Consider the following 23,688-nt stretch of genomic DNA (forward strand, 5'->3'; position numbering starts at 1 on the left):
TTAAAAATGGGTCCGCTCAATGCGGCAACGCGGCATGACTGCCATTGACCGTCGGAGAAACCGGCGCTGATGCGTTGGACTTGACGGCCTTGCCGCCGCGCCCGGAATTCGCTGCGATCACGCGCCGGACGTCCTCGTTGCCGGCATCGTCCTGCACCGCGAACGCCTGCATGTGCGCCAACGCGGCATCGCGCGGCGCATCGGCCAGCGCCTTGCCGCTGGTCTGGCTGACATCGACCTCGGCATTCATCGACAGGCCGACCCGCAGGGGATGTTCCGTGAGTTGCCTGGGGTCCAGCGCGATGCGCACGGGTACGCGCTGCACCACCTTGATCCAGTTGCCGGTGGCGTTTTGCGCCGGCAGCAGCGAAAAGGCCGCTCCGGTGCCCACGCCCAGGCCGGACACGGTGCCGTGGTAGTCGACCTTTTTGCCGTACAGGTCGGCCACCAGCGTCACCGGCTGGCCGATGCGGATGTTGCGCAATTGCACTTCCTTGAAGTTGGCGTCCACCCAGACCTCGTTCAGCGGAACCACCGACATCAGCGGCATGCCGGCGGCGACCCGCTGGCCAAGCTGCACCGTGCGCTTGGCCACGTAACCATCGACTGGCGCGCTCAAGGCGGTTCGCTGCGAGGCCAGAAACGCCTCGCGCACCTTGGCCGCCGCCACCAGCACGGCGGGATTCTGTTCGATGGCCGTGCCGTCGGTCAGCGCCTGGTTGCTGGCAAGCTGCTCGCGCGCAGCGACGACGCCGGCCTGCGCCGCAGCCAGCGCGCTCCTGGCATTGGCCAGTTGCGTCTGCGCATGACCGAGTTCTTCTTTGGACACCGCGCCATTGCCGACGAGCGACTGGCGGCGCGCCAGGTCATCGGCGGCGCGTGCAATGTCGCTGTTGGCCTTGCTCACCTCGGCATTGCGCAGCGCAATCTGCGCGGTCAGCGGGCCGTTGTTGGCATAGACCGTGCGCGCCTGCCGCACCGCCTGGGCCAGCGCGGCTTCGGCCTGCTCCAGCGCCACCTTGGCATCGGCCGGGTCCAGTTGCACCAGCGGCTGGCCAGCCTTGACGAAGTCGGTGTCGTCGGCCATCAGCGCCACGACAGTGCCGCCGATCTGCGGCGTGATCTGGATGACGTTGCCCTGCACATAGGCGTTGTCGGTCGATTCGTAATGGCTGGCCACCAGGTATTCGTAAGCCGCCCAGCCCAGGCCGGCCACGACCACGACACTGGCGAGTGCGGTCAGCGCCTTTCTGCGCTTGGGATTGCCCGCCGGCGGCTGAACCGGCACGGCCGGGATGGAGGAAGCGGGGATAGCGGTGGAAGCTGGAGCTTGGGGTGCGTTCATGGTGTCGTTGTTCAGTGTGTGTTGGAAATGGCTTGCGCGGGCACAGCGCTGTTCAGCAGCGGCGCGCAAAAACTGTTTTATTGGTCAAACAGGCCGTTTGCGCTTGCTGGACGTGCGCTGACAGCTATGATTTTTGAACTCGCCTGTGTGGCAGGCGCTGGCCCGGCCGCATAACCGCCGCCGAGCGCCCGGATCAAGGCCACCTGCGTTTCCAGCGCCCGGCCCGCCAGGTCAACAGCCAGGCGGCGCTGGGCCAGCACGCTGGTTTCGGCCGTCAGCACATTCAGGTAATTGCCCAGCCCGGCCTGGTAGCGCTGCACGGCGATGTCGTAGGCGCTTTCGGCAGCGTCCTGCGCCGACCGCTGTTCGGCCTGCTGGCGGCCGATGGCCTGCATGGAGGCAACCTGGTCGGCCACATCGCGCACCGCATCGATCACTGCGGCGTTGTAGCTTTCGACCGCCGCGTCCAGGTCGGCGGTTTTGCCGCGCAGGTTGGCGCGCAGCCGGCCGGCCTCGAAAATTGGCAGGCGCACAGCCGGGCCAACGCCCCATTGCTGGCTGCCGGAGTTCAGCAGATTGCCCAAGCCGATGCTGGAAAAACCGGCAAAGGCAACCAGGTTGATGTTCGGATAGAACTGGGTTTTGGCATTCGCCACGTCGCTGGACGACGCCTCGACGCGCCAGCGCGCAGCGGCAATGTCGGCGCGGCGGCCCAGCAGGTCAGCCGGGATCACCATTGCCATGGCTATATTTTTGATAGCTGACTGTGCAGACGGGACCAGCGGAGAAGCACTGTTGGGCTGACCCATCAGGGCCTGGAGCGCATGGCGCGTCAGCGCCATCTGTTCCTGCACGGCCTCCAGTTGCAGGCGCGCCTCGGGCAGGCCGCCTTCGCTCTGGCGCAACTCCAGCCGGGTGTCGAGGCCGGCATTGACGCGGTCGCTGACCAGACTCAAGGTTTGTTCGCGCTGCGCCAGCGTGCGGCGGGCCACAACGGCCTGCTCGTTCAGCCGCACCAGCTGGAAATAGGTGCGTGCCACCTGGCTGGCCAGCAGCACGCGGGCCGCCTGGGCATCGGCCTGGGCGGCATTGGCGCTGCCCAGCGCGGCATCGAGCGCCGCGCGGTTCTTGCCGAAGAAGTCCAGTTCCCAGCTGGCGGCCAGCTGTGCCGTGCCGTTGTCACGAATCGAACCGGCCAGTGGCGGCGGCACCGCGCCGTTGGCGGTGTAGCGCTGGCGCGTCACATCGAGCTGGCCATTGACCTGCGGCAGCGTGGCGGCAGTCGCCACCTCCGTGACGGCCTGCGCGCGCGCCAGACGGGCCTGCGCCAGCTTCAAATTCGGGCTGCTTTCAAGCGCCTGGGCGACCAGGCTATTTAACTTTTCGTCGCCAAAGTCGCGCCACCATTCGGCTGCCACCGTGGTCTGCGGCTGCATTGGCGTTGGCGCAGCAGCCGTAGCCAGACCCAACGACGCTGCATCGCGCAGGCTCGCCTGCGGCGCAATGCCCGACATGTCGGCGCAACCGCCCATACCGGTGGCAATCAGGCCGGCCGCCACCACGCCTGCCGCAGACACCAGCGCCATGCGCACCGACGCCCGCCACACGGGCATGGAGACCTGTCCGGGGATACAGGCCAGTTCGGTGCCAGCCTGTGCGCGCCGTTCGGCGCAGGAAGTTTGGGGTTTACTTGTCATTTTTTTCTGTCGATGCGTGCAGGGTTTGCGCCGTGTCGAGAATGCGGCGCAGGTAACTTTTGAGGATTTGCCATTCTTCGGCCGAGAAGCCCGCCAGCAATGCGTTTTGCACGCCGCAGAGAACCGCAGGAATCTCCTGGGCTGCCGCGCGTCCTGCGTCGGTCAGCTCCAGGTTGACCACGCGCCGGTCATCCGACGAACGGCTGCGGCTGCACAACTGCTTGGCCTCCAGCCGGTCCAGCAGCCGCGTCATCGAGCCGGCGTCAAGCTCGCACTGGCGCGCCAGCTCGGCGGCCGTCGAGGCGCAACCCATGTAGAGCTTGAACATGGGCACCCACTGCGCATTGGTCAGGCCCGAGGGTTCGAGTTCGCGCTCGACGCCTTGTGCGACCAGGGAAATGATGCGCCGCATCATGTAGCCGATGCTGTCGTCGGGCGTGTAGCTTTCTGCCTGGTAGAAATCGGCCGGAGGGCTTGCAGGTGCGTCAGGGCAAGGGGCGGAATTGTGCGTTGAATCCATGGACCCAATAATACTTGCTTGAGCAATTATTGTCAAGCCTGTGTTTGCAATGCCAAGCTTTAAAAGTTAAAATAGCCTGCATGGCTACTTCCACCGCGACTTCCCTTCCCTCACGCACCTCCATGCTTCCCAATTCGCCGCCCGCCAAGGGATCGCCCCGGTCGCTGTCGGGGCTGGTCCCGTTTCTGCGGCCTTATTCAGGCCGCATCGGGCTGGCGGTGCTTTTCCTGGTCATGGCCGCCGTGGCAACTTTGGTGTTTCCGCTGGCGTTGCGCGGGCTGATTGACGGCGGCATGGGCGCGGCCGACAAGGGCACACAGCTGATGGGGCTGCGCACCCATTTTTTCGAGCTGTTTGGCGTGGCGGCCGCGCTGGGGCTTTTCTCTGCCGGGCGCTTCTACACTGTCAGCTGGCTGGGCGAGCGCGTCACCGCCGACATCCGCAATGCGGTGTATTCGCATGTGCTCAGGCAAAGCCCGGAGTTTTTTGAAACCACGCAGACCGGTGAGGTGCTGTCGCGCCTGACCGGAGACACCACGCTGGTGCAGACGGTGGTGGGTTCGTCGCTCAGCATGGGCCTGCGCAATGCCGTCATGGGCGTGGGCGCGCTGGGCATGCTGGTGTTCACCAACCCCTACCTGATGGTGCAGGTGCTCGGTGCGCTGCTGCTGATCGTCGCGCCGTCGGTGTGGTTCGGCCGGCGTGTGCGCAAGCTCTCGCGCGCCAGCCAGGACCGCGTGGCCGACTCCAGCGCGATTGCCGCCGAAGTGCTCAATGCCATTCCGGTGGTGCAAAGCTACACCGCCGAAGACCGGGAAGCGGCGCGTTTCGACCGGTCCACGGCCGATGCCTTCGCCATTGCCGTTCGCCGCACCAAGGCACGCTCGGTGCTGGTGGCCTTCATCATCATCGCCACCTCGGCGGCATTGCTCTGGGGCCTGTACCAGGGCACGCAGGCGGTGATGCGCGGCGACATTTCCGCCGGCCACCTGGGTCAGACCGTGGTCTATGTGATCATCCTGGCCAGCGCGGCGGCGGTGCTGGGCGAGGTCTATGGCGACCTGTTGCGCGCGGCAGGCGCCACCGAGCGGCTGATGGAACTGCTGGACAGCCAGTCGCCTGTCACTTCACCATCAAATCCGCTTGCTGCGCAGATCACACGGGCAGGGAGTGCTATCAAATTTGAAAATGTCACGTTTCACTACCCGTCCCGGCCGACACAGCCGGCGCTGGTTGATTTCAGCCTGAGCGTGGAGCCGGGTGAAACCATCGCCATCGTCGGTCCCAGCGGCGCGGGCAAGAGCACGGTGTTCCAGCTGCTGCTGCGCTTTTACGACCCGGCTTCGGGCAGAATTGAACTCGACAGCGTTCGTACCGCCGACATGTCACTGGAAGATCTGCGCGGACGCATCGGATTGGTACCCCAGGATGCGGTGATTTTCTCGACCACTGCCCTGGAAAACATCCGCTATGGCAAGCCCGACGCGACCGACGAGGACGTCAAGGCGGCGGCCCGGGCCGCGTTTGCCCATGAATTCATCAGCGCGCTGCCCGAAGGCTTCGACACCTTCCTGGGCGAACGCGGCGTGCGCCTGTCCGGCGGCCAGCGCCAGCGCATCGCGATTGCGCGGGCGATGCTGAAAAATTCACCGCTGCTGCTGCTCGACGAAGCCACCAGCGCGCTGGACGCCGAGAGCGAGCGCATGGTGCAGGCGGCGCTCGAAACTGCCATGAAGGACCGCACCACGCTGGTGATTGCGCACCGGCTGGCGACGGTCAAAAAAGCCGACCGGATTGTCGTGATCGACCATGGCCGCATCGTGGAGCAGGGAAGCCATGAGCAGTTGATGGCTGCCAACCAGGTCTATGCACGGCTGGCTGCGCTGCAGTTCGTAGCATGAAAACACGCATGGGGTAAGGCCGATGTGCGCGGTATCGGCGCCTTTCATGGGACAGAGGAAGGCGCGCTGCCTGGCCTACATTGGGGTGCGTGCATGCGCTTCGCGTCATGCAACGCGTTCACACCATCACCGGGTAGCAAGCAATCCATGAAGCCAGCGTTTCACGATATCGACGAACGAACCAACCTGACATCGAGTAACAAGTTCGAGCTGCTGCTGTTTCGCCTTGGCGAGGCGGCCAACTCCGGGCAACGTGAGTTGTTCGGCATCAATGTGTTCAAGGTGCGTGAAATCCTGGTCATGCCGCCCGTTACCAGCATGGCAAATGCCTCCCCCCACGTCATGGGCGTGGCGAATATCCGGGGGCAGATCATCCCGGTCATCAACCTGCCGGCGGTGGTTGGCTGCACGCCAACGAATGGCCTGGCCATCTTGCTGGTGACCGAATTTGCCCGCAGCACGCAGGCCTTTGCGGTCGAGGAAGTCAGCGAGATCGTCCGGCTGGAGTGGCAGCAGGTGCTGTCGGCCGAGGGCCAGGGCGGCGGCCTGGTGACCAGCATCGCCCGACTCGATGGCGATATCGAAAACACGCGGCTGGCACAAGTGCTCGATGTCGAGCAGATCTTGCAGGATGTGATGCCGCCTGAAAAGCAGGCAATCGGTACGGCACCGGGCGTAAAGGTGAACCTTCCTGCAGGCACGATTGTCCTGGCGGCGGATGATTCCGCCCTGGCCCGGTCGATGATTGAGCAAGGCTTGTCATCCATGGGCGTTCCCTTCGTCATGACCAAAACCGGCAAGGAAGCCTGGGACCGGTTGCAGTCCATCCACACGCAGGCGCAGGCCGAAGGCAAGACAGCGCATGACAAGGTCGCCCTGGTTCTCACCGACCTGGAAATGCCTGAAATGGACGGTTTTACCCTGACACGAAACATCAAGAGCGATGCCCGTTTCAAGTCGATTCCCGTCGTCATCCATTCATCGCTGACCGGCGCGGCCAATGAAGGTCACGTCAAGACCGTTGGCGCGGATGCGTATATTGCCAAGTTCGCCGCTGATGAACTTGCCGCCACCCTGCGTGAGGTCTTGTCGAGCCGTTAGGTGCCGAGCGCCGGCACAGTCAAACATTTCAACGCGATTGGAAACCCCTTTTTAGAACTATGCGTTTTATGCATAACTGCAGATAAACTCGGCCTTGGACAGCTGGGGTTGCGCGTAATAAGCTGCGCTACCTTCATTTGTTTCACAAGGATCTTCATGTCATCAACTTCCGCACTGGGCGAAAGCGCGATCGCACCGGCCTCTACCGTTCCGTCCTACCTTCAAGCCGACAACCTCGGGCCGTGGGGCAACTACCTGCAACAGGTAGACCGGGTCATTCCGCACCTGGGCAACCTGGCGCGCTGGGCCGAGACGCTCAAGCGGCCCAAGCGCATCCTGATTGTCGATGTGCCGATTCACATGGACGACGGCACGGTGGCGCACTTTGAAGGCTACCGTGTGCAGCACAACGTCTCCCGCGGTCCGGGCAAGGGCGGCGTTCGCTTTCACCAGGATGTGACTCTGTCGGAAGTGATGGCGCTGTCCGCCTGGATGTCGGTGAAGAATGCAGCGGTCAACGTGCCCTACGGCGGCGCCAAGGGCGGCATCCGGGTCGATCCGAAAAAGCTCTCGCGCGGTGAACTCGAACGCATGACGCGCCGCTACACCAGCGAGATCGGCATCATCATTGGCCCCAACAAGGACATTCCGGCGCCTGATGTCAATACGAACGAACAGATCATGGCCTGGATGATGGACACCTATTCCATGAACACCGGCTCCACCGCAACTGGCGTGGTCACGGGCAAGCCGGTCGATCTGGGCGGTTCGCTGGGACGGCGTGAAGCGACCGGGCGCGGCGTGTTCACGGTGGGCACGGAAGCGGCACGGCACATCGGGATGGACATTGCCACGGCCCGCGTTGCGGTTCAGGGTTTTGGCAACGTGGGTGGCGTGGCCGGCAAGCTGTTTGCCGATGCGGGCGCCCGGATCATCGCCGTGCAGGACCATGGCGGAACGATTTTCCGGGAAGCCGGGCTGGACGTTCCAGCCCTGCTCGAGCATGTCGCCAGCACTGGCAGCGTGGCCGGTTTCGCCCAGGCCGACGTAATTGCAAACGAATTGTTCTGGGAAGTGGACTGCGACATCCTGATCCCGGCAGCGCTGGAGCAGCAGATCACCGCCGCCAATGCCGGCCGCATCAAGGCGCGAATGGTCATCGAAGGCGCCAACGGGCCGACCACGCCGGCCGCCGACGACATTCTGCAGGAGCGCAATGTGCTGGTGGTGCCCGACGTGATCGCCAATGCCGGCGGCGTGACGGTCAGCTACTTTGAATGGGTACAGGATTTTTCCAGTTTTTTCTGGGACGAGGACGAGATCAACGCACGTCTGGTGAAAATAATGAAAACCGCTTTTGCGGCGGTTTGGCAAGTTGCACAGGAAAAAAAGGTCAGCCTGCGCACCGCCACCTTCATCGTGGCCTGCCAGCGCATCCTGCATACGCGCGAACTGCGCGGCCTGTACCCCTGATCAGGGCCGGGGTCCAGGCAGCAGGCGGGTGTGAACTGCCGGCTGCCTGTCTTTTGATGCCCTACTGCAGGGTTTCCTTGGCAGCTGCGAGCATGGGAAGCGGAAGGATTTCAATTCCCTCTTCCAGAAGCTCCAGCGCCTCGCGCGCACAGGCCTGGCCGCGAATGCTGCGCGCTTCGACCTCCCCATAGTGCATGCGGCGTGCTTCCTCGGCAAAGCGTACGCCCATGTCTTCGGTCACGGCCACCACCTGGCGCAGGGCGTTTAAAAAGGCGGCCTGTGCCGCAAGGCCGGCTTCAGGCAGAAGCGTGCCATCCTGCCGGTCGAAGCGCGCCATTTCGCCTTTTGATGGAAGATTTCCGATTGATGGGCAAGTCGTCACAGGGTCCGCGCGGCCTGAAACCGTTTCAGGGGCGTTGTGCCCCCCAAAATTGAGCCGCGGCGCACTTGGCATTTTCTGAATGCCAGTGTCGGCGCACAGGGGACAGGCCATCAGGCCACGCTGTTGTTGATCCAGGAAATCCTCTTCGGACCCGAACCAGCCCTCGAACGAATGCAGGCGCGAACAACGGAGATTCAGGACTTTCATGGGCGCAGTATGGCAAGACTGTTACGGCTGTGCCAACTGCCATTCCAATGTCCATGCGCCCGACAGCATGTTGCTCAACCACAGCATCCCCGTGAGCGTCTTTGCATCGGTCACCTGACCGCTGCCGCACCAGTTCATCAATTCCTCAGGCGTGGCACTGAACACCTCAAGGAATTCGCCGCAGTCGAGTTGTTGATCGCCCGGCGTCAAACCGCGTGCAAACCAGATATCGATGAATTCGGTGGAGTAGGCGATGGCCGGGTGCAGGACGCCGGCCCTGGCCCATTCGCGCGCGGTATAACCCGTTTCTTCCTGCAGTTCTCGCCTGGCGCAGTCCAGCGATAATTCGCCGGCATCGAGTTTTCCCGCAGGAAACTCAATCATCACGGAGTGGAGCGGATAGCGGTACTGACGTTCCATCACCACCCGGCCGTCATCCAGCAGCGCCACGATCATCACGGCGCCAGGATGCACCACGTATTCGCGCGTGGTGTGCCGGCCATCAGGAAGACTGACCGTGTCGCGATGGATTTTCAGAAAATTTCCGGCAAGAATTTCGTCGGAACTGAGTTTTATTTCAGTCAGGTTCGAATCGTCGGCTGCACCCCTGCTTTCGGCTTTGGATTCAGCCGTCATGATCGGTGTTTGAACAGGTATCGATAGGTAAAGCCGGGAAATGCAAACGTCAGGAAAAGGGTTCCCGTGATGGCATAAAACTCCCAGCCCTGCGGTGCAATCTGGCCATTTCGCTGCTCAAGATACAAGCCCACTCCACCCACCACCAGGTACCAAACCAGCAATTCTGCCAGCCGGACGGCCAGGTTCTTGGACGAACGGAGGGCATACACGGCAAACAGCCGGTTGCTGACAAACGGCATGTTGGCCATCAACAAGGCCAGCATCACCACCAGCCATACCGATGCAGTCTGGTTCAAACTCAGACTCCGAGAGAGTTCACGATGCTTTTGATTGACTGGGCGCACAGCGTCATCAGTCCACCAGGTGCAATACCCAGCGCCAGCAGCAAGGCACCGTTAATGGCCAGCACAATCCGCGCATCGGCGGGCGCATGAATCGGCTGCGCATTGTGGATATGGGGTACGTCGAAATACATGACCTTGATCACACGGAGGTAATAGAAAGCACCGATCAATGACATCATCACGGCAAAGACAGCGAGTACCAAGTAACTCGTCTGGCCTGACGAGATCAAGGCCTGCAACACACCCAGCTTGGCGTAAAAACCCACCAGCGGCGGCAGTCCGGCCAGAGAAAACATGCTCATCGCCATGACACCCGCGTACAGGGGGCTGCGCTGGTTCAAGCCGGAAAGATCGGTGATTTCTTCAGACTCATGGCCGGAGCGGGCCAGCAGCAAAATGATGCCGAAGGCGGCGAGCGTGGTCAGCACATAGGTCAAGGCATAGAACATGGCGGCACCATAAGCCGATTCCGTGTTGAGCTGGTTGCCATTGACCACCCCCGCCAGCAGACCCAGCAGCAGAAAGCCCATCTGGGAAATGGTCGAAAACGCCAGCATGCGCTTGAGGTTAGTCTGGGCAACGGCGGCCAGATTGCCGATCAGCAGGGAACCGATGGCCATCAATGCCAGCATCTGCTGCCAGTCAATTGCCAGCGGCAGCAGGCCTTCGACCAGCAGGCGAATCGTCATGGCAAATGCAGCAAGTTGCGGCGCACCGCCAATGATCAACGTGACGGCAGTGGGCGCGCCGTGGTAAACGTCAGGTAGCCACATATGGAATGGCACGGCGCCAAGCTTGAAGGCCAAGCCGGCCACAATAAAAACCAGACCGAACACCAACACCTGATGCTTGACCTGCCGGCTGGCAATGGCGTTAAAGACCTCATTGATGTTCAGCGAGCCGGTAGCGCCGTAAAGCATGGAGAGGCCGTAAAGCAGGAAACCCGAAGCCAGTGCGCTGAGCACGAAATATTTCATCGCTGCTTCGGTTGCCTGCGCGTCGTCACGGCGCAAGGCGACCAGTGCATAGCTTGACAATGCCATCAATTCAAGGCCCATGTAGAGCACCAGGAAGTTGTGGCCTGAAATCATCACGAACATGCCCAGCAAGGCAAACAGGCTGAGTGTGAAGAATTCACCGCCGCGCAGCATATCGCGGTCTGCCGCGTAAGGCCGGCCATAGACGATTGTGACCATCAGGGCAATGCTAGAGAAGCATTTCATCCAGCTGCCCATGGGGTCCACTACCACCATGTTGCCAAAACCATAAAAGATCTGCCCGCCAAGTGCTGTATTGGCTTCCATGATGGCCACAACGCCAAGCGTCAGCAGCGTCAATGCATAGGTAAGCGAACGGCGTGGCGTCTTGACGCCCAGGTCCACCAATGCGATGACGCAGGACATGACCAATAGAACAATTTCGGGATATACCGCGATCCAACTGAGTTTGTCAATCATCTGAATTCTTTGAGTTTTCTTAGTTCAGTTTCGAAAGCGCGACGTGCCTGAGCAGATCAGTCACCGACGTATTCATCACATCGGTAAAAGGCTTGGGATAAATGCCCATGTAGAGCACTGCGACCGCCAGCATTGCCAGCATCAAAAACTCGCGGCTATTGATATCGAGCAATTTCTTGACGTTTTCGTTGGTCACAGGGCCAAGATACACACGCTTGTACATCCACAGCGTATAAGCCGCACCCGATATCAATGCAGATGCAGCGGCCAAGCCAATCCAGAAATTGGCTTTGACTGCCCCCAGGATCACCATCCACTCACCCACGAAGCCAGCAGTGGCTGGCAAGCCGCAATTGGCCATCGCGAACAGCAGCGCGAAGGCTGCAAACTTGGGCATGGTGTTGACCACACCACCGTAACTCGCAATTTCGCGCGAATGCACGCGGTCATACAGCACGCCAATACAAAGGAACATGGCGGCTGAAACAAAACCGTGCGCAATCATCTGGACAATGCCGCCCGAGACGCTCAGGTCGTTGAAGAGGAAAAACCCGAGTGTCACAAAACCCATATGCGCTACCGATGAATAAGCCACCAGCTTCTTCATGTCGCGCTGGACCAGCGCCACCAAGCCCACATAAATCACGGCAATCAGTGAAAAGGCAATCATCAGCCATGCCCACTCGCGCGAAGCATCGGGCACGATCGGCATCGAAAACCGCAAGAATCCATAGGCGCCCAGCTTGAGCATGATCGCCGCCAGCACGGCAGAGCCGCCGGTAGGCGCTTCAACGTGGACATCAGGCAGCCACGTATGCACCGGAAACATCGGGACCTTGACAGCAAAGGCTGCAAAGAACGAAAAGAAAAGCAGGGTTTGCGCCGTACCCGACAGAGGCAGTTTGTGCCAAGCCAGGATATCAAAGCTGCCGCCCGACTTGTTGTACAAGAAAATCAGCGCCACCAGCATCAACAGTGAGCCGAGCAGTGTGTACAGAAAAAACTTGAAAGCTGCGTAAATTTTGTTCGGTCCACCCCAGATGCCAATGATCAGGTACATCGGAATCAGTGTGGCTTCGAAGAAGACGTAAAAAAGCATGCCGTCCAGTGCGGCGAACACGCCGATCATCAGGCCGCTCAAAATCAGAAATGACGCCATGTACTGGTTGACACGGGTCGTGATGGATTCCCAACTGGCGATGATGACCACCACGTTGATAAATGCCGTCAGCAGCACGAACCACAACGAAATGCCGTCCACGCCCAGGTGATAGTTCATGTTGAAGCGTGGAATCCAGCTGCTTTTCTCAACGAACTGCATGGCCGAGGTGCCTAGCTGGAAGCCGTCATACAGCGGCAGGGTGACCAGAAAACTGATGATGGCGCCGATCAGTGCAATCCAGCGAACGGTACGCGCCTGACTTTCCCGACCCAGGGCCAATAAACCGGCGCCAAAAAAAATCGGCACCCAGATGGCAAGGCTCAACAATCCCATTTTTCTCTTCCTTCTTCTTCTAGATTGTTTTTATCGGTTGAGCCAGACGAAATACGTCATCAACACAAAGATGCCAAGAATCATGCCAAAAGCATAGTGATAGATATAGCCCGACTGAAGGCGCCTGACCATGCTTGAAACCCAGCCAACAAATTTCCAGGAACCATTCACCAGCGCGCCGTCAATCAGCATCTGGTCGCCGACCTTCCAGAACACAGTACCGAGGCCGCGCATACCGCGGGCAATGACGTTTTCATTGAACCAGTCCAGGTAGTACTTGTTTTCAAGCAGCGTGTAGATCGGGCTCAGATTGCGCTTGATTGCAGTCGGCAAGGCGGGATTGACCATGTACATGTAGTAGGCCAGCACCACGCCTGACAGGGCAAGCCAGAAAGGCGGAGATGAAAAGCCATGAATGGCCATCTGCACGGGGCCATGAAACAGGCCAGCCAGTTCTTCCATGCCAGGATGACGTTCCAGGTTGACAAAAATCGCACCCTTGAAAAAGTCACCGAACAGCATCGGCTCGATGGTCATGAAACCGATGACAACCGACGGAATAGCCAGCAGAACCAGCGGTAGCGTCACGACCCACGGCGATTCGTGCGGCTCATGGTGTTCATGATGGTGCCCGTGATCGTCATGTGCATCATGATGAGCGTCAGGGTTCTGGTCATAGCGTTCCTTGCCGTGGAAGACAAGAAAGTAAAGACGAAATGAGTAGAAGGCTGTGACAAAAACGCCGGCCAGCACCGCGAAATAAGCAAAACCACTGCCCCAGAGATGGCTTTCGGCCACCACTTCAATGATGCTGTCCTTGGAATAAAAACCGGCAAAGAACGGTGTCCCGATGAGGGCCAGCGAACCTAGCAGGAAGGTGATCCAGGTGATGGGCATGTACTTGCGCACGCCCCCCATCCAGCGAATGTCCTGGTTGTGATGCATGCCGATGATGACAGAACCTGCGGCCAGAAACAGCAGAGCCTTGAAAAACGCATGTGTCATCAGGTGGAACACCGCCACCGAATAGGCAGATGCGCCCAGCGCTACGGTCATGTAACCCAGTTGCGACAACGTGGAATACGCAATGACCCGCTTGATGTCGTTCTGGATGATGCCCAGAAAGCCCATAAACAGCGCGGTGATGGCACCAATCACCATGATGAAACTCAGCGCGGTATCACTTAGTTCAAACAACGGCGACATCCGCGCCACCATGAAAATACCGGCCGTTACCATGGTCGCGGCATGAATCAGTGCCGAGATGGGCGTTGGGCCTTCCATTGAATCTGGAAGCCAGACATGCAGCGGAAACTGCGCTGACTTGCCCATGGCTCCAATGAACAGGCAGATGCAGATCACGGTGATCAGCATCCAGCCAGTACCCGGAAACGTCAGCTTGGAAAGCGCATCAGCCTTTGCAAAGGCTTCGCCATAGTTCAGCGTGCCCGCATAGGCAGCAATCAGGGCAATCCCCAGAATAAAGCCGAAGTCACCGACCCGGTTCACCAGAAAGGCCTTCATGTTGGCAAAAATAGCGCTGGGTTTGTTGAACCAGAAACCGATCAGCAGATACGAAACCAGACCAACCGCTTCCCAGCCAAAGAACAGCTGGAGCATGTTGTTGCTCATCACCAGCATCAGCATGGAAAAGGTAAACAGGGAAATATAGGCAAAGAAACGGTTATAGCCTGCATCTTCTTCCATGTAGCCGATGGTGTAAATATGCACCATGAGTGAGACAAAAGTCACCACGCACATCATCATGGCTGTCAGACCATCCACCAGAAAGCCAACTTCCATTTTCAGGTTGCCCACTGTCATCCAGGTGTAAAGCGTTTCGTTGAATCGCGCACCATCAACGACCACACTTTGCAGTGTCATGGCAGAGATGATGAAGGCTATGAACACACCCAGAATGGTCAGGGTGTGCGCGAGACGGCGCCCTATCCAGTTACCACCAAACGTGGTTCCCAGAATACCGGCCAGCAGTGCGCCAGCCAGAGGTGCCAGCGGAACAGCCAGCAACGTCGAGGCAGAAAGGGTTTGGCTCATCTTGTTGTTAACCCTGAAGCGTGTTGAGTTCGTCGACGTTGATGCTGGACTTGTTACGGAACAGAAGCACCAAAATAGCCAGACCGATGGCAGACTCGGCTGCCGCAACGGTCAGTATGAAAAATACAAATACCTGGCCCGCCATGTCGTTCAGGTAATACGAGAAGGCCACGAAATTCATGTTGACGGCCAGCAGCATGAGCTCAATGGCCATAAGCAAAACAATCAGGTTTTTGCGGTTCAGGAAAATGCCAATGACCGACAGGGCAAACAGCATGGCACCCAGCGAAAGAAAATGTCCAAGCGTAAGCATCATTATTTTTTTTCCTCAACGGATGCGGCAGACGCGATGTCAGGCATTGCAACAACTGACTTCATCTTGACCAGCCTGACACGGTCTTGTGCTTTGACACGGACTTGATCGGATGGATTGGTCCGTTTGGAATCCTTGCGCTCGCGTAAGGTCAGGGCAATGGCGGCAATAATGGCCACCAGCAAAATCACGGCAGCAATTTCCAGTGGGTAGATGTATTGCGAGTAAAGGACCTTGCCAAGTTCCTTTGTATTGGACAGCTGTGCCGCAATGTCGCCGGACACAGGCGCCGAAGCTCCTTTTGGCGGCTCACTGAAACCACCCATCAGCACATACGACATTTCCAGAGCAATGACCGCACCCACCGTGCCAGCCAAAGGAAAGTGCCTCCAGAAACCCTTTCGCATGCTGTCCAGGTTAATGTCCAGCATCATCACCACGAAAAGGAAAAGCACCATCACCGCGCCCACGTAGACCAGTACCAGGGTGATCGCCAAAAACTCGGCTTTAAGCAAAATCCAGATAGCTGCTGCCTGAAAAAATGCAAGCACCAGAAAAAGTGCAGCGTGCACCGGGTTGCGGGCTGTAATGACGCGAAATGCTGCAAAAAGCAGTATTGCGGCAAACACATAAAAAAGACCTGTTTTAGCGTCCATCTTGAAGGGGATTCTTTCTTCTTACAAAAGCGGGCATTGGAGCGAAGGATCTCAGCGGTATCTGGCATCTGCTGCACGGTTGGCAGCAATTTCGCTTTCGTAACGATCCCCCACGGCAAGCAGCATCTCCTTGGTGAAATACAGGTCGCCCCGCTTTTCGCCGTGGTATTCCAGGATATGCGTTTCAACGATTGAATCGACCGGACAGCTTTCTTCGCAGAAGCCGCAAAAAATGCATTTCGTCAGGTCGATGTCGTAGCGTGAAGTGCGGCGGCTGCCGTCTTCCCGAACATCTGACTCGATGGTGATCGCGAGCGCCGGACATACTGCCTCGCAAAGCTTGCAGGCAATACAGCGTTCTTCTCCATTTTCATACCGACGTAATGCGTGCAAACCACGAAATCGCGGACTCAATGGGGTTTTTTCTTCAGGAAACTGAATCGTGATCTTGCGACTGAACATGTATTTTCCGGTCAGGGCCATACCCTTGAGCAATTCGGTCAACATGAAGCTTGAGACAAAATCCTTTACGGATGCGACAGCAGACATGACTTTTTCGCCTATTTCCAGATGTTGTAAGAAGTCTGCATCCAGGCCCCGACGACCACCAGCCAGACCAGGGTCACAGGTATGAAGATTTTCCAGCCCAGACGCATGATCTGGTCGTAGCGGAAACGTGGAAAGGTGGAACGAACCCACAGAAAAATGGTGACGACCACAAAGGTCTTCAGTCCCAGCCAGATCCAGCCTGGAATCCAGTTGAAGAATGCATGGTCAATCGGCGACAGCCAGCCGCCGAGGAACAGCAGCACGCAAAGAACGGAGACCAGAATCATGTTGGCGTATTCAGCCAGGAAGAACATGGCAAACGACATACCGGAATATTCCACCATGTGTCCCGCCACGATCTCGGATTCGCCTTCCACCACATCGAACGGGTGACGATTGGTTTCTGCCAGACTGGAAATGAAATACACGACGAAGATAGGCAGCAAAGGCAACCAGTTCCATGACAGGAAAGTCAGACCCCTGCTGGCGGCCATGCCGGAGCCTTGGCTCATGACAATATCGGTCATGTTCAAGCTGCCGGAAACCATCAGCACCACCACAAGGCAAAAGCCCATTGCGATTTCATAGCTCACCATTTGGGCCGATGCGCGCATTGCACCCAAAAATGCATACTTGGAATTTGAGGCCCAGCCAGCAATGATGACGCCGTAAACTTCCAGAGAAGTGATGGCCATGATAAACAGCAAGCCGGCATTCACATTAGCCAATGCCACATCAGGGCCAAACGGAATCACCGCCCAGGCTGCAAGTGCAGGCATGATGGTCATGATCGGACCCAACACGAACAAGCCCTTGCTGGCTGCTGTAGGAATGATGATTTCCTTGGTCAACAGCTTGAGTGCATCGGCAATCGGCTGCAACAGGCCGAATGGTCCGATGCGATTAGGACCAAGGCGAACCTGTGTAAAACCAATGGCTTTTCTTTCCCATAAAGTGAGATAAGCCACGCATCCCATCAGCGGTGCCAGCACTGCCACAATCTTGATAAGCACCCAGAGTACCGGCCAGACAGTGGCCGGCCATATCCCGCCCATCAAGCCTTGCCCCGTCGCATACATTCCATCAATCATGCGCCCGCCCCTTCAAAACTTGCAGCCTTGCGCGCATCGGCTGTCAGCTGCAGCGAAGTGGCACGTCTGACCAACCCGTCGAGTTGGTAAATGCTTGCCACCACTGGTGCATGACCGCTAACGGCAGAGACATCCACCTCGTGCTGGATTGCATTGCCCAGTCGATCTGAAGAGATGTGGCTGGCATCAGCGTCACGAATGCTCTTGAGAACATCACTTGAAGATTCAAAATTGAAGCCAGGCAAACCCAGCAGATTGGCCAACACGCGCAGGACTTTCCATGCAGGACGCGTTTCACCTCTGGGTTTCACCACAGCATGAAAACTTTGGATTCGACCTTCGGCATTGATGAAGGTGCCTGGTGTTTCCGTAAAAGGCGCAATCGGCAACAGCACATCGCTGAAACCCATATTGGCCTTGAAGGGACTCAGCGTGACTACCATCTGGGCAGAATTCAATGAAGCTCTGGATTGGATGCCGACTGCTGAATCAAATTCGGGTTCGTTATTCAACAGAATCACTGCCTTGAGCTTGCCATCAAGCATCTGGCCTGCATTCAACCCCCCGTTGCCTGGGAGTGCGTTGACGAATTGTGCGCCAACGGTGTTGGCAGCTTCAGTCAGGTAACCCACGCTGGCAGCGCATTGATCTCCGATCCAGTTGGCCAGTACCAGCAGACTGGAAGCATTGGCATGATGTGCAGCGGCATTGCCCAGCAGGATCGCTTTTCGCTCACCACTCATCAAAGACAATGCTATTGCTTTTGCCGCCTCAGTGACTTCGCCAGATACGGGCGCAGCAACACCCTTTTCAACAGCGATTGCTGCGGCGACATTGGCCAGCGACTGCGCCCAGTTTTCAGACGATGTCAGGAGAGCGTTAGAGACAGGTATCGCCCATGCATCCGTTAAAGGCAGTTCATTCAGCGAATTAATCGTATTGAGCACACAGCCATTGCGGACCGATTGCCTGATACGCAGTGCAAACAAGGGATGATCCTTGCGCAGGTTCGAGCCAATTACCAGGACTCGCTGCAATTCCGACAGTGACGCAATGGAAGTGCCAAGCCATCGAACCGAAGATGATGAGGTGAAATCGGCATTGCGCAAGCGATAGTCAATATTTTCGCTGCCAAGGCCACGCATCAGGGAGGACGCCAAATGGAGTTCTTCCAGTGTGCTGTGAGGGCTTGCCAGCGTGCCAATGCTGTCCGCACCGTACTCTGACTTGATCTGTTTCAGTCCATTGGCGACATATTCAAGTGCGGTTTGCCAGTCAACCGTTTTCCATTCACCACCCTGCTTGAGCATGGGGCTGAGCAGACGGTCATCAGTGTTCAGGGCTTCGTAGGAAAAGCGGTCACGGTCTGCGATCCAGCACTCGTTGACGGCTTCGTTTTCAAGCGGCAATACGCGCATTACCTTGTCGTGCTTGACCTGGACGATCAGGTTGGCACCGGTCGAGTCGTGGGGACTGACCGATTTGCGGCGTGACAGTTCCCAGGTGCGGGCACTGTACCGAAACGGCTTGCTGGTCAGCGCGCCCACCGGACAAAGATCGATCATGTTGCCCGACAGTTCGGAGTCCACTGACATACCGACAAAAGTTTCAATTTCGGCATGTTCGCCGCGGTGCGACATGCCCAGTTCCATCACGCCGGCGACTTCCTGCCCAAAACGTACGCAACGCGTGCAATGAATGCAGCGGCTCATTTCCTGCATTGAAATCAGGGGCCCCACATCCTTGTGGAAGACCATGCGCTTTTCTTCCTGGTAACGCGACTCTCCTGCACCGTAACCTACGGCAAGATCCTGCAACTGGCACTCGCCACCCTGGTCGCAGATAGGGCAATCCAGGGGGTGGTTAATCAGCAGAAACTCCATCACACCCTTCTGGGCTTTGATGGCTTTGTCGTTCTTGGTGTGTACGACCATCCCCTGCGTGACAGGGGTGGCGCATGCCGGCATCGGTTTGGGCGCCTTTTCCACATCGACCAAGCACATGCGGCAATTGGCGGCAATGCTCAGTTTCTTGTGATAACAGAAATGCGGAATATAGGTGCCCGCTTTTTCAGCCGCGTGCATCACCGTGCTGCCTTCGAGCACCTCCACTTTTTGTCCGTCCAGTTCTATTTCAACCATATTCTTTTTCTTTCAACGATTCAGGCCTGTGCCGCAGTGCGACTGGTCGCCTGAACGGTGCTTGGATTCATAGCATCAGGTGATTCATTTTTTGAAATCATCGCTTCAAACTCATGGCGGTAGTGCTTGATCATGGCGCGGACCGGCATGGCAGCAGCATCGCCCAAGGCGCAAATGGTTCGTCCCTGGATGTTGTCCGCTACCGAATTGAGCAGGTCCAGATCGCTGGGACGACCCAGTCCGTTGTGAATACGGTCCACCACGCGCCACAGCCACCCCGTGCCTTCGCGGCATGGGGTGCATTGACCACAGGATTCATGCATGTAAAAGTACGAGAGGCGCTTCAGGGACTCGACCATGCAGCGGGAGTCGTCCATGACGATGACAGCACCCGAGCCAAGCATCGAGCCGGCCTTGGCAATCGAATCGTAGTCCATCGTGCACTCCATCATGATGGCAGCCGGCAGCACCGGCGACGACGATCCGCCAGGAATCACAGCCTTCAGCGTGCGGCCCTTGCGAACCCCACCGGCCAGTTCCAGCAGCTTGGAGAACGGCGTGCCCATCGGCACTTCGTAGTTGCCCGGCAATTCGACATCACCCGAAACCGAATAAATCTTGGTGCCGCCATTGTTCGGCTTGCCGCATTCGAGGTAGGCAGCACCCCCGTTGCGGATGATCCACGGCACGGCGGCAAAAGTTTCGGTATTGTTGATCGTGGTGGGCTTGCCATACAGGCCGAAGCTGGCTGGAAACGGTGGCTTGAAGCGCGGTTGGCCCTTCTTGCCTTCGAGCGATTCCAGCAGGGCAGTTTCCTCGCCGCAAATATAGGCACCGAAACCATGCGAGGCGTGGAGTTGGAAGTTGAAGCTACTGCCTAAGATGCCGTCACCCAGCAGGCCCGCTGTGCGCGCCTCGTCCAGCGCTGCTTCAAAGCGCTGGTAAGTGGCAAAAATCTCGCCGTGGATGTAGTTATAGCCAACACTGATGCCCATGGCATAAGCGGCAATCGCCATGCCCTCGATCACGCTGTGCGGGTTGTACTGCATGATGTCGCGGTCTTTGCAGGTGCCTGGCTCGCCTTCATCCGAATTGCAGACCAGATACTTCTGACCCGGGAACTGGCGCGGCATGAAGCTCCACTTCAGCCCGGTCGGGAAGCCCGCACCGCCTCTGCCACGAAGACCACCGGCCTTGACTTCGGCAATGACCTGGTCAGGTGTCATTCCAGCACCGCCGTCCTGACCAAGAATCTTGCGCAGTGCCTGGTAGCCACCACGCGCTTCATAGTCGCCGAGGCGCCAGTTGCTGCCGTCAAGATCTGCAAGGATTTGCGGATTGATGTGCCGGCCATGAAAGCAGGTCTGCACACCAGTAGCTGCAAATTGCGACAGTACGGACTGGGAAGCTCCGGTGTCGCCGGAATGGGATCGGACTGTCATTGACTCAAGCCTCCGCCGATTTGAGACCATCAACAAGCTGGTCAAGTTTTTCGTTGCTCATGAAGCTGCACATATGGATGTCATTCACCAGCATTACCGGAGAATCGGCACATGCACCCAGGCATTCGGACTGCTGTAGTGTGAACAGGCCGTCGGCCGTGGTTTCACCCATCGCAATGCCGAGCTTTTGCTCCAGATGGTGCAGCGCTTTGGCGCCATCGCGCAACTGGCAAGGCAGGTTAGTGCAGACATTAAACTTGTACTTGCCCACGCGCTGCTGGTTGTACATGTTGTAGAAAGTTGTGACTTCATGGACTGCAATTGGCGCCATGCCCAAATACTCAGCCACCAGCTTTTCACTTTGAGCGCTGACAAAACCCTGTTCCTGCTGCACGATCTGCAAGCAGGCCATCACGGCCGACTGCTTCTGGTTCGTAGGGTATTTGGCGACTTCTCTGTCAAAAAGCGTTTTGGTTTGTTCAGAAATCATGGAAGAAGTCATGCGGTTAGCGGTCAATTTCACCGAAAACAATGTCCATCGTGCCAATCACGGCAACGGCATCGGCAATCATGTGGCCGCGCGCCATTTCGTCCATGGCTGCGAGATGGGAAAAGCCAGGCGGGCGAATCTTCAGGCGGTACGGCTTGTTCGCGCCGTCGCTGACGATGTAGATGCCGAACTCGCCCTTGGGGTGCTCGACGGCGGCATAGGCTTCGCCTTCAGGCACGTGGAAACCTTCAGTGAAAAGCTTGAAATGATGAATCAACTCTTCCATGTTTGACTTCATGGATTCACGGTTAGGAGGCGCCACCTTGTGGTTGCTGGTGATCACCGGGCCGGGGTTGACGCGCAACCAGTCAACGCACTGCTTGATGATACGGTTGGACTGGCGCATTTCCGCCACGCGGACCAGGTAACGGTCATAGCAGTCACCGGTTTTACCGACCGGAATGTCAAAATCCATGTGCTCATAGACTTCATAGGGCTGCTGTTTGCGAAGATCCCAGGCAAAACCCGAACCCCTGAGCATGGGACCGGTGAAACCCAGATTCAATGCACGTTCTGGCGATACCACGCCAACACCGACGGTACGCTGCTTCCAGATGCGGTTGTCGGTCAGCAGGGTTTCGTACTCATCGACCAGTTTGGGAAACTTGGCCACGAAGTCATCGATGAAGTCAAGCAACGATCCCTGGCGGTTTTCATTCAGGGCATCGATTGCCTTGGCATTACGTATCTTGTTGACCTTGTACTGCGACATGCTTTCCGGCAAATCGCGGTAAACGCCGCCCGGACGGAAATAAGCCGCATGCATGCGGGCACCAGACACCGCCTCGTACATGTCGAAAAGCACTTCGCGCTCGCGAAAGCAATAGATCAGCATGTTCATTGCACCGCAGTCCAGTCCGTGCGCGCCAAGCCACATCAGGTGATTGAGCAAGCGGGTGATTTCAGAGAACATTACGCGGATGTACTGCGCTCGAACCGGAACATCAACGCCGATCAGTTTTTCGATGGCCAGACAGTAAGCATGCTCATTGGACATCATCGACACATAGTCGAGCCGGTCCATATAAGGTAAAGACTGGATATAGGTCTTGCTTTCGGCCAGTTTCTCGGTCGCCCGGTGCAGCAGCCCGATATGCGGGTCAGCCCGCTGTATCACTTCTCCGTCAAGTTCGAGGACCAGGCGCAAAACGCCATGAGCGGCCGGGTGCTGCGGTCCAAAATTGAGCGTGTAGTTTTTAATTTCAGCCATGTCGTATCTCTTGCGGAAACCGCCTATTGAAGACCACCGTAGTTTTCCTCGCGAATCACGCGGGGAATCATCTCGCGGGGTTCGATGGTGACAGGCTGATAAATCACGCGTTTTTGCTCGGCGTCGTAACGCATTTCCACATGCCCTGTGGTCGGAAAATCCTTGCGAAACGGATGACCAATGAAACCGTAATCGGTCAGGATGCGGCGCAGGTCGTTGTGGCCCTCGAAAACAATGCCGTAAAGGTCAAAAGCTTCACGCTCGAACCAGTTCGCCGAGCTCCAGATGCCATTGACCGAATCAACCACGGGAAAATCATCGTCTGGGCAAAATACCTTGAGCCTTACCCGCTGGTTGAGGCTGACCGAAAGCAAATGTATAGAGACGCAATAGCGCAGTCCGTCATATTGACCGTTTTTGTATTCGGAATAATCAAGACCACAAAGGTCCATGAGTTGCTCGAATTTGCAGCCAGGCGAATCGCGAAGCAATGTTGCTGCTGCCAGATAATCGACAGCCGCAACAATTACCGTAATTTCACCGAGAGCAATCTTGACAGTTTTTGCCTTGCTGCCCAGCACCGATGCAATGGTTTCACCCAGCCGGGAGATTGAAACAGGAGGTGAAGACAATGGCATCAAGCCCTCGCGATCGTGTTGGTGCGTCGAATTTTCTGCTGCAACTGAATGATGCCGTAGAGCAATGCCTCGGCGGTTGGCGGGCAACCCGGCACGTATACATCCACCGGCACGATGCGGTCACAGCCGCGGACGACCGAATAGCTGTAGTGATAGTAACCACCGCCATTAGCGCACGACCCCATGGAAATCACCCAGCGAGGCTCGGCCATTTGATCGTAAACCTTGCGCAAGGCGGGCCCCATCTTGTTGCACAAGGTGCCTGCGACGATCATCAGATCGGACTGACGCGGGCTGGGCCGAAACAACATGCCAAAACGGTCAATGTCGTAGCGTGCAGCACCCGCATGCATCATTTCTACAGCGCAGCAGGCAAGGCCAAAAGTCATGGGCCACAGCGAACCGGTCTTGGCCCAGTTGACCACCGAGTCATAGCTCGTGGTCACAAAGCCTTCTTTGAAAACACCTTCAAGTGACATAAC

The 23,688-nt window shown here is 57.7% G+C and carries 22 protein-coding genes; 3 read left to right on the top strand and 19 right to left on the bottom strand.

Features of this window, described 5'->3' with window-relative positions:
- Nucleotides 1–16: 16 nt before the first annotated feature.
- The 3 genes from GZ092_RS03630 to GZ092_RS03640 all read right to left on the bottom strand — a co-directional run bounded on the left by GZ092_RS03630 (nt 17) and on the right by GZ092_RS03640 (nt 3,562).
- On the bottom strand, nt 17–1,345 hold the full coding sequence (locus tag GZ092_RS03630; RefSeq protein WP_293634444.1) for an HlyD family efflux transporter periplasmic adaptor subunit: 1,329 nt from the start codon (nt 1,343–1,345) through the stop codon (nt 17–19).
- A 77-nt stretch (nt 1,346–1,422) separates the two neighbouring features.
- The gene (locus GZ092_RS03635) at nt 1,423–2,931 is read right to left on the bottom strand and encodes an efflux transporter outer membrane subunit (RefSeq protein ID WP_293634636.1); all 1,509 of its coding nucleotides are present in this window, start codon (nt 2,929–2,931) and stop codon (nt 1,423–1,425) included.
- A gap of 100 nt (nt 2,932–3,031) precedes the next feature.
- Complete coding sequence (locus GZ092_RS03640) at nt 3,032–3,562, bottom strand: MarR family winged helix-turn-helix transcriptional regulator (protein ID WP_293634446.1); 531 nt, start codon at nt 3,560–3,562, stop codon at nt 3,032–3,034.
- A gap of 80 nt (nt 3,563–3,642) precedes the next feature.
- Here GZ092_RS03640 and GZ092_RS03645 point away from each other — a divergent pair, with 80 nt between their 5' ends.
- The 3 genes from GZ092_RS03645 (at nt 3,643) to GZ092_RS03655 (ending at nt 8,037) form a co-directional block, all read left to right on the top strand.
- Nucleotides 3,643–5,463, top strand: coding sequence for an ABC transporter transmembrane domain-containing protein (locus tag GZ092_RS03645; RefSeq protein WP_293634448.1), 1,821 nt, complete (start codon nt 3,643–3,645; stop codon nt 5,461–5,463).
- 147 nt (nt 5,464–5,610) lie between these two features.
- Nucleotides 5,611–6,564, top strand: coding sequence for a chemotaxis protein (locus tag GZ092_RS03650; protein ID WP_293634452.1), 954 nt, complete (start codon nt 5,611–5,613; stop codon nt 6,562–6,564).
- Between the two features lie 156 nt (nt 6,565–6,720).
- Nucleotides 6,721–8,037 (top strand): Glu/Leu/Phe/Val dehydrogenase, encoded by a 1,317-nt coding sequence (locus GZ092_RS03655; protein ID WP_293634454.1) that lies wholly within the window; start codon nt 6,721–6,723, stop codon nt 8,035–8,037.
- Between the two features lie 61 nt (nt 8,038–8,098).
- Here the strand turns inward: GZ092_RS03655 and GZ092_RS03660 are convergent, their stop codons facing one another.
- Genes GZ092_RS03660 through GZ092_RS03735 form a run of 16 tightly spaced genes read right to left on the bottom strand, consistent with a single transcriptional unit; the run spans nt 8,099 to nt 23,685 of the window.
- Nucleotides 8,099–8,626: a DUF1178 family protein gene (locus tag GZ092_RS03660; protein WP_293634456.1), complete on the bottom strand. Its 528-nt coding sequence runs from the start codon at nt 8,624–8,626 to the stop codon at nt 8,099–8,101.
- 21 nt (nt 8,627–8,647) lie between these two features.
- Nucleotides 8,648–9,262 (bottom strand): NUDIX hydrolase, encoded by a 615-nt coding sequence (locus GZ092_RS03665; protein WP_293634458.1) that lies wholly within the window; start codon nt 9,260–9,262, stop codon nt 8,648–8,650.
- Nucleotides 9,259–9,561: a DUF2818 family protein gene (locus GZ092_RS03670; RefSeq protein WP_293634460.1), complete on the bottom strand. Its 303-nt coding sequence runs from the start codon at nt 9,559–9,561 to the stop codon at nt 9,259–9,261. The genes GZ092_RS03665 and GZ092_RS03670 overlap by 4 nt, the downstream gene beginning before the upstream one ends.
- 2 nt (nt 9,562–9,563) lie before the next feature.
- Nucleotides 9,564–11,066, bottom strand: coding sequence for an NADH-quinone oxidoreductase subunit NuoN (gene nuoN, locus GZ092_RS03675; protein ID WP_293634462.1), 1,503 nt, complete (start codon nt 11,064–11,066; stop codon nt 9,564–9,566).
- Nucleotides 11,067–11,085: 19 nt separating this feature from the next.
- Nucleotides 11,086–12,561 (bottom strand): NADH-quinone oxidoreductase subunit M, encoded by a 1,476-nt coding sequence (locus tag GZ092_RS03680; protein ID WP_293634464.1) that lies wholly within the window; start codon nt 12,559–12,561, stop codon nt 11,086–11,088.
- Between the two features lie 30 nt (nt 12,562–12,591).
- Nucleotides 12,592–14,616, bottom strand: coding sequence for an NADH-quinone oxidoreductase subunit L (gene nuoL / locus GZ092_RS03685; RefSeq protein WP_293634638.1), 2,025 nt, complete (start codon nt 14,614–14,616; stop codon nt 12,592–12,594).
- A gap of 7 nt (nt 14,617–14,623) precedes the next feature.
- Nucleotides 14,624–14,932: an NADH-quinone oxidoreductase subunit NuoK gene (gene nuoK, locus GZ092_RS03690; RefSeq protein ID WP_131418801.1), complete on the bottom strand. Its 309-nt coding sequence runs from the start codon at nt 14,930–14,932 to the stop codon at nt 14,624–14,626.
- Entirely contained in the window at nt 14,932–15,585 is a 654-nt protein-coding gene (locus GZ092_RS03695; protein WP_293634474.1) for an NADH-quinone oxidoreductase subunit J, read from the bottom strand. Before GZ092_RS03695 ends, nuoK begins: the two co-directional genes overlap by 1 nt.
- Nucleotides 15,586–15,636: 51 nt before the next feature.
- On the bottom strand, nt 15,637–16,134 hold the full coding sequence (gene nuoI / locus GZ092_RS03700) for an NADH-quinone oxidoreductase subunit NuoI (RefSeq protein ID WP_293634476.1): 498 nt from the start codon (nt 16,132–16,134) through the stop codon (nt 15,637–15,639).
- An 11-nt stretch (nt 16,135–16,145) separates the two neighbouring features.
- Entirely contained in the window at nt 16,146–17,225 is a 1,080-nt protein-coding gene (nuoH, locus tag GZ092_RS03705) for an NADH-quinone oxidoreductase subunit NuoH (protein WP_293634478.1), read from the bottom strand.
- Nucleotides 17,222–19,366 (bottom strand): NADH-quinone oxidoreductase subunit NuoG, encoded by a 2,145-nt coding sequence (nuoG, locus tag GZ092_RS03710; RefSeq protein ID WP_293634480.1) that lies wholly within the window; start codon nt 19,364–19,366, stop codon nt 17,222–17,224. Before nuoG ends, nuoH begins: the two co-directional genes overlap by 4 nt.
- A 20-nt stretch (nt 19,367–19,386) precedes the next feature.
- The gene (gene nuoF, locus GZ092_RS03715) at nt 19,387–20,808 is read right to left on the bottom strand and encodes an NADH-quinone oxidoreductase subunit NuoF (protein ID WP_293634481.1); all 1,422 of its coding nucleotides are present in this window, start codon (nt 20,806–20,808) and stop codon (nt 19,387–19,389) included.
- A gap of 4 nt (nt 20,809–20,812) precedes the next feature.
- A complete protein-coding gene (gene nuoE, locus GZ092_RS03720; protein WP_293634640.1) occupies nt 20,813–21,298 on the bottom strand; it encodes an NADH-quinone oxidoreductase subunit NuoE in 486 nt (161 codons plus the stop codon).
- Between the two features lie 16 nt (nt 21,299–21,314).
- Complete coding sequence (locus GZ092_RS03725; RefSeq protein ID WP_293634482.1) at nt 21,315–22,568, bottom strand: NADH-quinone oxidoreductase subunit D; 1,254 nt, start codon at nt 22,566–22,568, stop codon at nt 21,315–21,317.
- Between the two features lie 23 nt (nt 22,569–22,591).
- Complete coding sequence (locus tag GZ092_RS03730; protein ID WP_293634483.1) at nt 22,592–23,206, bottom strand: NADH-quinone oxidoreductase subunit C; 615 nt, start codon at nt 23,204–23,206, stop codon at nt 22,592–22,594.
- On the bottom strand, nt 23,206–23,685 hold the full coding sequence (locus GZ092_RS03735; protein WP_011800826.1) for an NADH-quinone oxidoreductase subunit B: 480 nt from the start codon (nt 23,683–23,685) through the stop codon (nt 23,206–23,208). The genes GZ092_RS03730 and GZ092_RS03735 overlap by 1 nt, the downstream gene beginning before the upstream one ends.
- Nucleotides 23,686–23,688: the final 3 nt, after the last annotated feature.

The organism is Polaromonas sp. (genome assembly GCF_010365105.1).
In the GTDB taxonomy this organism is placed as follows: domain Bacteria; phylum Pseudomonadota; class Gammaproteobacteria; order Burkholderiales; family Burkholderiaceae_C; genus Polaromonas.

Bases quoted from the DNA above. Each gene is read 5' to 3' on its own strand.
- GZ092_RS03630 (WP_293634444.1), bottom strand. From the start codon at position 1,345: ATGAACGCACCCCAAGCTCCAGCTTCCACCGCTATCCCCGCTTCCTCC.
- GZ092_RS03635 (WP_293634636.1), bottom strand. From the start codon at position 2,931: ATGGCGCTGGTGTCTGCGGCAGGCGTGGTGGCGGCCGGCCTGATTGCC.
- GZ092_RS03640 (WP_293634446.1), bottom strand. From the start codon at position 3,562: ATGGATTCAACGCACAATTCCGCCCCTTGCCCTGACGCACCTGCAAGC.
- GZ092_RS03645 (WP_293634448.1), top strand. From the start codon at position 3,643: ATGGCTACTTCCACCGCGACTTCCCTTCCCTCACGCACCTCCATGCTT.
- GZ092_RS03650 (WP_293634452.1), top strand. From the start codon at position 5,611: ATGAAGCCAGCGTTTCACGATATCGACGAACGAACCAACCTGACATCG.
- GZ092_RS03655 (WP_293634454.1), top strand. From the start codon at position 6,721: ATGTCATCAACTTCCGCACTGGGCGAAAGCGCGATCGCACCGGCCTCT.
- GZ092_RS03660 (WP_293634456.1), bottom strand. From the start codon at position 8,626: ATGAAAGTCCTGAATCTCCGTTGTTCGCGCCTGCATTCGTTCGAGGGC.
- GZ092_RS03665 (WP_293634458.1), bottom strand. From the start codon at position 9,262: ATGACGGCTGAATCCAAAGCCGAAAGCAGGGGTGCAGCCGACGATTCG.
- nuoN (WP_293634462.1), bottom strand. From the start codon at position 11,066: ATGATTGACAAACTCAGTTGGATCGCGGTATATCCCGAAATTGTTCTA.
- GZ092_RS03680 (WP_293634464.1), bottom strand. From the start codon at position 12,561: ATGGGATTGTTGAGCCTTGCCATCTGGGTGCCGATTTTTTTTGGCGCC.
- nuoL (WP_293634638.1), bottom strand. From the start codon at position 14,616: ATGAGCCAAACCCTTTCTGCCTCGACGTTGCTGGCTGTTCCGCTGGCA.
- nuoK (WP_131418801.1), bottom strand. From the start codon at position 14,932: ATGATGCTTACGCTTGGACATTTTCTTTCGCTGGGTGCCATGCTGTTT.
- GZ092_RS03695 (WP_293634474.1), bottom strand. From the start codon at position 15,585: ATGGACGCTAAAACAGGTCTTTTTTATGTGTTTGCCGCAATACTGCTT.
- nuoI (WP_293634476.1), bottom strand. From the start codon at position 16,134: ATGTCTGCTGTCGCATCCGTAAAGGATTTTGTCTCAAGCTTCATGTTG.
- nuoH (WP_293634478.1), bottom strand. From the start codon at position 17,225: ATGATTGATGGAATGTATGCGACGGGGCAAGGCTTGATGGGCGGGATA.
- nuoG (WP_293634480.1), bottom strand. From the start codon at position 19,366: ATGGTTGAAATAGAACTGGACGGACAAAAAGTGGAGGTGCTCGAAGGC.
- nuoF (WP_293634481.1), bottom strand. From the start codon at position 20,808: ATGACAGTCCGATCCCATTCCGGCGACACCGGAGCTTCCCAGTCCGTA.
- nuoE (WP_293634640.1), bottom strand. From the start codon at position 21,298: ATGATTTCTGAACAAACCAAAACGCTTTTTGACAGAGAAGTCGCCAAA.
- GZ092_RS03725 (WP_293634482.1), bottom strand. From the start codon at position 22,568: ATGGCTGAAATTAAAAACTACACGCTCAATTTTGGACCGCAGCACCCG.
- GZ092_RS03730 (WP_293634483.1), bottom strand. From the start codon at position 23,206: ATGCCATTGTCTTCACCTCCTGTTTCAATCTCCCGGCTGGGTGAAACC.
- GZ092_RS03735 (WP_011800826.1), bottom strand. From the start codon at position 23,685: ATGTCACTTGAAGGTGTTTTCAAAGAAGGCTTTGTGACCACGAGCTAT.